The sequence below is a fragment of the Kitasatospora sp. NPDC058444 genome, assembly GCF_042721415.1.
Lineage (GTDB): Bacteria > Actinomycetota > Actinomycetes > Streptomycetales > Streptomycetaceae > Kitasatospora.
The window spans coordinates 55,763-64,580 of record NZ_JBHXLL010000052.1 but is presented as its reverse complement, the minus strand read 5'-3'; the positions used below and the strand labels follow the sequence as shown (position 1 = coordinate 64,580).

General features: G+C 69.8%; 9 protein-coding genes. 4 read left to right on the top strand and 5 right to left on the bottom strand.

Translation table 11 applies throughout. The annotated features are described in order from the left end of the window. Nucleotides 1-643: 643 nt before the first annotated feature. The 3 genes from ACFWP2_RS34805 to ACFWP2_RS34795 form a co-directional block, all read right to left on the bottom strand. Nucleotides 644-925, bottom strand: coding sequence for a MerR family transcriptional regulator (locus ACFWP2_RS34805; protein ID WP_380459111.1), 282 nt, complete (start codon nt 923-925; stop codon nt 644-646). Nucleotides 926-2,140: 1,215 nt separating this feature from the next. After that, nucleotides 2,141-2,500 carry a nuclear transport factor 2 family protein gene (locus ACFWP2_RS34800; protein WP_380459105.1) on the bottom strand — a complete coding sequence of 120 codons (360 nt, stop codon included), beginning with the start codon at nt 2,498-2,500 and terminating at the stop codon, nt 2,141-2,143. A 24-nt stretch (nt 2,501-2,524) separates the two neighbouring features. Next, on the bottom strand, nt 2,525-3,310 hold the full coding sequence (locus ACFWP2_RS34795) for an SDR family oxidoreductase (RefSeq protein WP_380459103.1): 786 nt from the start codon (nt 3,308-3,310) through the stop codon (nt 2,525-2,527). 108 nt (nt 3,311-3,418) lie between these two features. On the opposite strand from ACFWP2_RS34795, the gene ACFWP2_RS34790 reads away from it, so the two are divergent. Further along, nucleotides 3,419-3,919 carry a winged helix-turn-helix transcriptional regulator gene (locus tag ACFWP2_RS34790; RefSeq protein WP_380459101.1) on the top strand — a complete coding sequence of 167 codons (501 nt, stop codon included), beginning with the start codon at nt 3,419-3,421 and terminating at the stop codon, nt 3,917-3,919. On the opposite strand, the gene ACFWP2_RS34785 is transcribed toward ACFWP2_RS34790, so the two are convergent. Beyond that, a complete protein-coding gene (locus tag ACFWP2_RS34785) occupies nt 3,889-4,278 on the bottom strand; it encodes a DNA-3-methyladenine glycosylase I (RefSeq protein ID WP_380459098.1) in 390 nt (129 codons plus the stop codon). The two genes, ACFWP2_RS34790 and ACFWP2_RS34785, sit on opposite strands and share 31 nt — an antisense overlap. Before the next feature lie 955 nt (nt 4,279-5,233). Here ACFWP2_RS34785 and ACFWP2_RS34780 point away from each other — a divergent pair. The 3 genes from ACFWP2_RS34780 (at nt 5,234) to ACFWP2_RS34770 (ending at nt 8,047) form a co-directional block, all read left to right on the top strand. Continuing rightward, on the top strand, nt 5,234-5,716 hold the full coding sequence (locus ACFWP2_RS34780) for a hypothetical protein (protein WP_380459095.1): 483 nt from the start codon (nt 5,234-5,236) through the stop codon (nt 5,714-5,716). Between the two features lie 552 nt (nt 5,717-6,268). Next, nucleotides 6,269-6,763 carry a nuclear transport factor 2 family protein gene (locus ACFWP2_RS34775; RefSeq protein WP_380459092.1) on the top strand — a complete coding sequence of 165 codons (495 nt, stop codon included), beginning with the start codon at nt 6,269-6,271 and terminating at the stop codon, nt 6,761-6,763. 48 nt (nt 6,764-6,811) lie between these two features. Next, the gene (locus tag ACFWP2_RS34770; protein ID WP_380459090.1) at nt 6,812-8,047 is read left to right on the top strand and encodes a low temperature requirement protein A; all 1,236 of its coding nucleotides are present in this window, start codon (nt 6,812-6,814) and stop codon (nt 8,045-8,047) included. Nucleotides 8,048-8,075: 28 nt separating this feature from the next. Here ACFWP2_RS34770 and ACFWP2_RS34765 read toward each other — a convergent pair whose 3' ends face one another. Beyond that, nucleotides 8,076-8,762, bottom strand: a complete 687-nt coding sequence (locus ACFWP2_RS34765) for an alpha/beta fold hydrolase (protein WP_380459087.1) — start codon at nt 8,760-8,762, stop codon at nt 8,076-8,078. Nucleotides 8,763-8,818: the final 56 nt, after the last annotated feature.

Here is an 8,818-nt window from a genome sequence, read left to right as displayed (position 1 = left end):
CCACGACAACACACCCAGACAGCGTCTCACCGCCAACCAGGCGACACCACAGGTAAGTTGAAGCGATCACCAGCTACGAAAATCTTGTAAGAGCCTGATTCATGACACTCCCCGCCCGAGGCCTGGCCGTGTGGCCGGTGGTCGACCCCGACGGCCACGCCATCGGCCTGATCGGCTTCTAGACCGGCCTGTCGGGGGGCTATCAGGATTCCGGCTCTGTCCCGTAATCGGTGGTAGCCGTCTGTGACGGACTATCAGGATTCCGGACACTCCCCCTGTCGGCCCGGGCACACCGGACGACTGGGCAGCACAGGATCCTGGAATCCTCTGCACGCCGGCGACCTCCACGGGGGAAGGGGCCGTCGGGGTTGTAGGCCCAGGAGGTGGGAGTCCGGTCCGGGCCCACCTGCGGGGCACGCGTCATGTTCCGGGCAGAACAGTGGGGAACAAACGCCCCCTGGGTGTGACTCCACCAGGACACAGAGCCGTCGCACCGGGCGGCCCGGGGCCGGTAGGCGCCGTGTGGGCCGTACAGGTGGGGACGCCGGCCGGCGATCGGTGGCTGGAGCTTCTCGTTCTCGGGGCGGCCTGCGGTGAGCATGGCCGCTCACCGCAGGCCGGTCCCGTCGGCCTGGCGGGCGGGTCAGGTGTCCGCGGTGGGCTCCTGGCGGTGTTGGGAGCGGCGGAGTTGTTCGTTGAGGCGCAGGGCTTCTTCGAGTTGGTCTTCGAGGATGACGATGCGGCAGGCGGCTTCGATGGGGGTGCCCTGGTCGACGAGGTCGCGGGCGCGCATGGCGATGCGCAGTTGGTAGCGGGAGTAGCGGCGGTGGCCGCCGTCGGAGCGTAGCGGGGTGATGAGGCGGTGTTCGCCGAGGGCTCGCAGGAAGCCGGGGGTGGTGCCGGTCATCTCGGCGGCGCGGCCCATGGTGTAGGCGGGGTAGTCGTCGTCGTCGAGTTTGTCGGATGCGTCGGGGCTGGCCGTTGTAGTCACTGCACCTCTCTGGTTCTCGGGGAGAACGCGTCGAGGGGCCCCGGGGCCGTGTCGGCTCCGGGGCCCCGAAGGGGAACAACACCATCTACCGGCCTGAGCCGGTCCTTCTACTTCCGCACTGCCCGTGGAAGGGAGTGTGCGGGGATCGCGTATGCGTGACCGGAAACCACCGTCCTTACGTTGGGGTCTGCGGTGTCCGCCCGGGCGAGTGTTCACGGGCCGGGCGATCCTGATGGCGCTTGCACCCTCCGTTCATCCTCTGTACTGAACTGTCACTTTCGTACTGCCGGTACTGCACTCACTGAACTGCGTACTGCTCGATACCGCTGGTGGCGGCCCCTGCTGCCTGCGGGCCGCCCGGTCCGGCAGTCAGTCCCGTCGCCGTCCTGCACCTGCCTGGCTTCGGAACTCCACTGCCGGACCGAACTGCGAACTTCTGTCCAACAACCCCGGCCAGTTCGTGTCTGGCCGGTATCGCCGACTGCTGTCTACGAGAGAAACGTTAGACCCGCCCGCGAGCAATGTCTACTCCGGCGCGCGTAGATTTTGCGGTGCCCGTGAGTGAGGTAGTCTCCCGCCGCGCGGCGGCAACCCCCCGAGCCGCCGCCGCGCGCCAGAAGTACCCAGCGACACCGCGCAGGGAGGCGGAAATGGAAGAGCCGGCGCCGGCGGCACCGCAGACGGCCCGGAACGGACAGGCGGACCTGATCGGTGCGATCATCGAGGCCGTGCCGTCCTGTTCGCGCTGGGCCTTCTCGGTCTTCGCCTCGTTGCTGCCGTCGGCGTCGGAGTCGTCGGCGAGGTCGACCTGGCCCTTGGCGATCGACTGGAAGCGGTGGCCTCGAAGGAGGGGATCTGGTCGGTCCAGATCTCGTCGACGGGGTCGGTGAGGATCAGGACCTCGTAGCCCTTGGCGGTGAACCATTCGTCCCAGGCGGTGATGGGTTCAGGCAGGCGCAGGTTCTGGTCAGCGGCGGCCCGGGTGACGGAGGTCAGGCGTTCGACGAGTGCCTGCCACTGCTGGGCTTGTAGAGCGCGGTGAGCAGCTCGTAGCTATTCGCCTGCCGCTTGACCGCGCGCGGGGTGCCCGGACGCCATCGAGGAGTTCGCGACGCCTTCGTCGTGATGGCACGTGTGTAGGGCTGCCGTTCAGGGTTCGATGACGAGGCGCTGGATGGTGCCGGTATGGAGGGTGAAGCGGTAGTGCAGGTCGACGACGCCACCGGGGAAGTCGCCTTCGAGGCGGTTGGTGACGGTGCAGTGGTCGGCGTCGGGCTGTTCGGCGCCGGTCTGCTCGGTGGTGTAGGTGTACTCGCTCGCGGAGCGGTTGAGCCACTTCTCGATCGCGGCGGTTCCGGCGTAGGTGGTGCCGTCGTCGATGACGGTGGCGTCGTCGGCGAAGGCGGCGAGGGCTGCGGCGGTGTCGTGGGCGCGGTGGGCGCGCAGGTAGTGGCTGACCGCGTCGGGGAGGGCGTCAGGGGTGCTCGACCGGTGCTGGGGCTTGTTCATGATGGTCCCTCAGGTTGAGGCGGATTACACGGTGGGTGTGGTGCCGCCGTCGATCACGTATTCGGCGCCGACGATGGCGGACGCGCGGTCGGAGACCAGGAAGGCCACCAGTTCGGCGACTTCCTCGGGTCGGTTGGGGCGTCCGAGCGGAATGCCGCCGAGCGAGTCCATGAGCTTTCCGAGTGCGGCTTCGGTGGTGGTGCCGTCGCCTTGGGCGATCCGGCCGACGAGCTCGTCCGCCGCCGTGGTCTGTACGAAGCCGGGCGAGACGGCGTTGACGCGGACACCGTGCGGTGCGACCTGGTTGGCCAGGCCCTTGCTGTAGGTCGTCAGTGCTGCCTTCGCCGCGGCGTAGGCGAGCGTTCCGTTCCAAAGGGGCATGCGGCGCTGGATCGAGGAGACGTGCACGATGGCGCCGTTGCGGGCCTGGAGCATGCCGGGCAGCAGGCCCCGGTCCAGGCGCACGGCGGCCAGCAGGTTCGTGTTCAGCTCCTTGGCCCACTCGTCTTCGCCCAAGGCGGCGAAACCGCCGGCGGGAGCGCTGGAGCCGCCGAAGGTGTTGACCAGGATGTCGATGCCGCCGGTGCGGTCCAGCGCTTCGGCGACCACTCTCGCGGCGCCCTGGGCGGTGGAGAGGTCGGCGGCGATGAACGACTCCGGCGCGACGTCCTGCGGGCGGCTCCGGGCGGTGACCAGGACGGTGGCGCCCGCGTGGGCGAGGCGGCGGGCGATGGCCGCGCCGGTGCCCTTGGTGCCACCAGTGACCAGGGCGTGTCGGCCCTGAAGGGAATCGCTGACGGGCTTCGTCACGGTGTCCTCCGTTCCCAGGCGCCGACGAGTCGAGTGCGACACCCACCGTGCCTGCTAAAATCGAAGCCACTAACTTCGACTTTAGCAGCAACTGGGGAGATGGTCGCGATGGTGAGCCGGATCAGGCTGGAGGACCGGGAGTGCCCGCTGTCCACCACCGTGCAGCACGTCGGCGAGTGGTGGACCCTGCTGATCCTCCACGACGCCTTCGACGGCTACACCCGCTTCGACCAGTTCCAGGAGAGCCTGGGCATCTCCTCGAGCATGCTCACCACACGCCTGAAGACGCTGGTCACCGACGGGCTGCTGGAGCGTCGGCCCTACCAGACCAACCCCGTACGCCACGAGTACGTCCTGACCGACCTGGGCCGCACCCTGCGCCCGGTGATCGTCGCCCTGGCGGCCTGGGGCAACTCCCGCCTGGCGCCCGAGCAACGCAGCATGGTCCTGGTCGACGCGCAGACTGGTGAGGAAGTCGAGCCCGTGGTCGTCGACGCCAGGACCGGACGCCGACTCGACGACAGCGGCTCCTACGTCTTCGCTGCGGGGCCCGCCGCGAGCCAGGCCATGCGAGCCCGCTACTCCCGCCCTCCAAGCGAGCGAACCTGATGGTCATCGGACCCACCCGCGACCACCTTCATGCCTACCGACCCCCGCAGGACGCGACGGGACCGCATGCAATCGCCGCGCACCATACCGGCGGAGACCACTTGTTCCGAGGGTGTCGTATTCCTGCTCGCCGTGTGACGGGAACAGCATCCGCCCGGGTATTGGACTGTCAGCGACTGGGGCGCGTGAAGGCCAGGCGTTCGCGCTCTGCCTTCGAACGGATCGCGCGGTCCTCCGCATGGTCGTTGACCAGCCCCCATAGCCTGCATGAAGGCGAAGGCGGTCGTCGGCCCGACGAACTTCCGACCGAGCTTCCGCAGATCCTTGGACAAGGCGATGGAGGTGGGCGAGGTCGACACCGGCGACGGCGAGGGTGAGCAAGGCGTCGGTCGTGGTGAAGGCAAGGCCGGTGAGTCGGCCCGCACGCTGGAGTCGGTTGCCGACGGTGTTGGGATGCACACCCAGGGCCGCTGCGGCCCGGCGCCGGTCCAGGTCATTCCCAGGTCGCCCTGGCCTGCCTGGAGGACCTGACCACCGACCTGGTCGAGGAGTTCATCGGCGTGGTGCGCGGCCGCACCGTCAACAGCTCCCGCGGTACCACCGCGGCCGCGGCCGCGAACCCCGCCGCGAAGGCGCCCACCGGCCGCAAGCCCACGCCGTAGCAGGGCGGGCACGCAGGGCGGGCAGAAGCAGGGCGACGGTCGGGGCAGGCCCACCGCCGGGAAGGTCGCCCCGAAACACGGAAGCCGCGCCGCCGCTCCTGAGCTGCACGGCCCGTCAGCCGCCAGCAGCCTTCTCCGGCACGGCCGTGGCGGTGTCGCGTCCGGACGGGGTCGCTGCCGGGAGCCTGGCGCCGCCCAGCACGGCCGGGCCGACGAAGGACGGACTCGCGGGGAAGACCTGGCGCCCGACGTGGTCGACGACGAATCCGGCCGCCCGGATCGAGTGCTGCGGCAGAGACCGACCCCGAAGAAACCGTTGCCGAAGAGGCTGCGGCTGACGACGCCCTGGCCGGGCTCCAGGGCCTCGACGTCGACGCCATCATCACGGACGTCGACTGAGCCAGTCACACAGCTCCACAGCAGGTGGACCTGGGCCCGGGCCATCGGGGCGGCGCGGGGCTTGGCGGGCGCACAACCGCTCTCCACCGTCTTCCCACCCGGCCGGGGCCTCGCGGCGGCCATCCTTCCGGGCTTTGACCGGCATCGCGGCACCAGCAATGCGGCTTTCGACAACGGTATGGCGGCACGTCAGTTCGATGAGTATTTTGACCTCTCAACCCGCCGAATGGCGGTCGACATGAGGGAGTTCACCATGCCGAGTATCAAGACACGAGCCGCGGGCGTGGCCGTGGCCGCGCTGATGGCGAGTGGGATCGTGACCGTGTCTGCCGGCACCGCCGCGGCCGCGGGCGGCTACCCGACCCAGGAGCAGCTCGACAAGTACGTAACTCGGGGCGGCCCGTACGTGGTGGATTGCAACTGGAACCACATGATCCTCATGGACTGGGGCCACAACCCCTTTCCCCGGCGCAGCCAACTGCGCATCTCCCTGGACAGGTGCTCCAGGGAGTTGAACGAGGTCAACGGCTGGCACGCCCAAGCCCTGGAGCGCGTGGGCCGGCTGCGCGGCGTGCTGGAGGCCGCCCGCCGCCAGCACGGCCGCAGCAGCACCGAGGCCAAGAAGGCCGAGAAGGAGCTCGCCGCCGCCATCAGGGCGGCTCAGGAACTGGAGAAGGACATCGAGGATCTGCAGCAGGAGATCGGCCGCATCGAGGACCGCCTCGGCGACCTGTGACGAGGCCTGCGAGGGCGGGCGAGGTCCAGGCAGCCTGGCGATCCGGACGCGATCCGGGATCGCACCTGCTCTGAACTGCGCTGGGAGTTTCGAGGCTCTGGCCGCGATTCCGTGAACGATCATGATGCGGTGCGCGGCGACGCGGAGCGGGCCACCCGCGGCAAGGCCCTCCGTCCGGCGCCGGGTGCCAAGCAGAAGATCATTCACGGAATTGCGGCCAGAACCAGATTCGCGGTGCGTCATCACTGGCCCTGGCTGTGATCAATCTCGCCGACAACTGGCTCCACTGCTCTCCAAGGACGGCGGCGCGGCCGAACCTCTTCGCAGGAAGTGGCCCGCGTTCGTTTGCTGTGCGAGATGATCAAGACGGAGGATGAACACTCGGCATCCTCGGCCCTGCTCCACCAGGGTCACCTTGATCCGCCGCTCTGTCGTGATCGCGAGTGCGGCCTGGGCCGGCGCCGCGAACCGAGCGAAGAGCCCGTCAAACCCCAGGACGACGCGGGCCTCGTCGAAGGTGCGGTAGTTGGCCGGACCGGTGTTCCCATCCGAATGTCGGATCGTCTCACCAGGGGCCGCCATGTCCAACCACCGCTCCGTCCCGCCGCAGGAGGCGCCGACCGGCTGGCCGTCCGCGAGCTGATCGACGCCTACGCGCACTGCGCCGACCGACGGGACGCGGGCGGCCAGACGGCGCTGTTCATCGAGGACACCCGTTTCCTCGTGTCCATGGACGCCACCGCCGCGGAACCGACCCAGGAACTGCAGGGCCGCGAGTCTCTCACCCCGGTCTTCGACGGCCTGAACGCCTACCGGACCACCACCCACTTCAACGGCCAGAGCATCGTCGAACTGGCCGGCGACCGGGCGAGCGACGAGACCTACTGCCTCGCCCACCACATCTCGCGCGACATCGGCACCGAGCGCACGATCATGATCGCCTCCATCCGCTATCTCGACGAATTCGTCAAGCAGGACGGCGCGTGGTACTTCGCCGAGCGCCGCCTGATGGTCGACTGGACCGAGACCCGCCCCTGCGCGCCCTGATTCGCGCGCGGCCACCGGGCCCACGCCAGTCAGGGAGCCGATCACCCGATGAGCGACGACAGTGCCCGGGACCGGGCCGGGTGGCCGACGCTCCGGCGGCTGGGCCGCCGGCTCTGGCAGCCGCCGCGCCCCCACGGCGAGCAGCCGCGCGAACGCGTCGTCGGCCCTCTGGAGCTCTTCTATGACCTGGTCGTGGTCGCCCTGGTCGCCCAGGCCGCGCACCACCTCGCGGGGAAGCTCACCTGGAGCGGCATCGGCGAGTACGCCGCGGTGTTCGGGCTGATCTGGATCGCCTGGGTCAACGGGAGCCTCCACCACGAACTCCACGGCCGCGAGGATGCCCGCGCCCGCAGCACCTTCCTGCTGCAGGTCCTCATCCTCGTCCCCCTGGGCGCCTCCATCCCCGAGGCGGACGGCGCGCGGGGAGCCGCCTTCGCCGTCACGGCCGGCATCCTGTTCGCCGTCCTCGCCCTGCTGTGGCTGCTGGCCTCCCGCGGCGACCGGCCCGAATTCCACCGGCCCAGCCGGCTGTTCGTCACCGGAACCATCCTGTGCGCCGCCGCCCTCGGGGCGAGCGCGCTGCTCTCCACCACCGCCCGGGTCCGGGCCTGGGGACTGCTCGACCTTGCCTACCTGGCCGGCTTCGCCGCCGTGATCGTGTGGGCGACGCCGCGCGAGACGGCGGCGCGCACCGTCACGGACGCGCTGATCGAACGGTTCGGGCTGCTCATCATCATCGTGCTCGGCGAGACCGTGACCGGCGTGGTCAGCGGGCTCGCCGCCGAGCCGGTCGACGCGCTCACGCTGACCGTCGCGCTGATCGCCGTCGTGGTCGGCTTCGGGGCCTGGTGGACGTACTTCGACTTCGCCGGCCACCGCCGGCCGCGCCGGACGCCGGCGGCCACGGTGGAGTGGATGCTGGCGCACCTGCCGCTGACGGCCGCGGTCGCCGCCATGGGCGCGGCGATGGTCAGCCTGGTCGAGCACACCCACGCCGCCCGCACTCCTGCCGCCACGGCCTGGGTGCTGTGCGGCGGCGCGGCCGTCGTGCTCGTCTGCACCATGCTCGTCGCCACGACCCTCCAGGCCTGGCACACCAAGCGGGAGCTGTACCTCGCACTGTCCCGGACCTGCTCCGCGGCCGCCCTCGCCTGCCTCGCCCTCGCCGCGGCGCGGCCGTCGCCGCCCGTCCTGGGCCTCGTCCTCGTCCTGCTCTTCGCGATCCCCTGGGGACTCGCCGTGACCTACCGCCTGCGCCGGCAGGAGGGAGCCACCCGGGAATAGACCCGGGCGGAGTCCAGACGACCGACGCCTACGCCTCGAGGGAGTTCGCGGCGTCGCGGATGACGTCGAGGACGAAGTCCGGGTGCGAGAGCATGGGCACGTGGTCGCTGTCGACGTCGAAGGTCTTGGCGCCCATGCGCTCGGCGGCGGCCCGCTCCAGGTCCGGGTTCACCGTCCGGTCGTTGTTCGCGACGATGTACCAACTCGGCTTGGTGCGCCAGGCGGTGCCGGGCACCTGCTGGTCGAACAGGTCGGGGACCGGCACGGCGCCCACGGCCCGAACGAGCTTCTGCTCGGCCGGCGGCAGATCGCCGCAGAAGTCGCCGGTAGCCGACTCCTTGAGCCAGATCCGGCCGTCGACGACCTCGATGTGATCGAACACGGGCGTACGGGGGAACTTGTTCTGCTCGTCCTGCGAGGTCTCGTCCTCGTCCGGGGCGAGCGCGGCGATGTAGACCAGTGCGCCCACGCGGTCATGGACGCCGGCCTTGGTGATCAGGGTCCCGCCGTAGGAGTGACCGACGAGCACGACCGGGCCGGGCACGCGGTTGATGGAGCGGGTGACGCACGCGACGTCGCCTTCGAGCGAGTCGAGGCCGTGCTGCGAGCTGGAGACCTCGTACCCCTCGGCCTGGAGCGCGGGGATGAGCTTGTTGAAGCACGACCCGTCGGCCCAGAGTCCGTGGGCGAAGACGATGCTGGCCTTGCTGGCCATGGGTTCCTCATTTCATCGAATATCGAGCCATCGCAATCCGGCTACACCGGGTGCCC

Coding starts and splice junctions, on each gene's coding strand:
- ACFWP2_RS34805 (WP_380459111.1), bottom strand. CDS start 925: ATGGGCCGCGCCGCCGAGATGACCGGCACCACCCCCGGCTTCCTGCGA.
- ACFWP2_RS34800 (WP_380459105.1), bottom strand. CDS start 2,500: ATGAACAAGCCCCAGCACCGGTCGAGCACCCCTGACGCCCTCCCCGAC.
- ACFWP2_RS34790 (WP_380459101.1), top strand. CDS start 3,419: ATGGTGAGCCGGATCAGGCTGGAGGACCGGGAGTGCCCGCTGTCCACC.
- ACFWP2_RS34780 (WP_380459095.1), top strand. CDS start 5,234: ATGCCGAGTATCAAGACACGAGCCGCGGGCGTGGCCGTGGCCGCGCTG.
- ACFWP2_RS34775 (WP_380459092.1), top strand. CDS start 6,269: ATGTCGGATCGTCTCACCAGGGGCCGCCATGTCCAACCACCGCTCCGT.
- ACFWP2_RS34770 (WP_380459090.1), top strand. CDS start 6,812: ATGAGCGACGACAGTGCCCGGGACCGGGCCGGGTGGCCGACGCTCCGG.
- ACFWP2_RS34765 (WP_380459087.1), bottom strand. CDS start 8,762: ATGGCCAGCAAGGCCAGCATCGTCTTCGCCCACGGACTCTGGGCCGAC.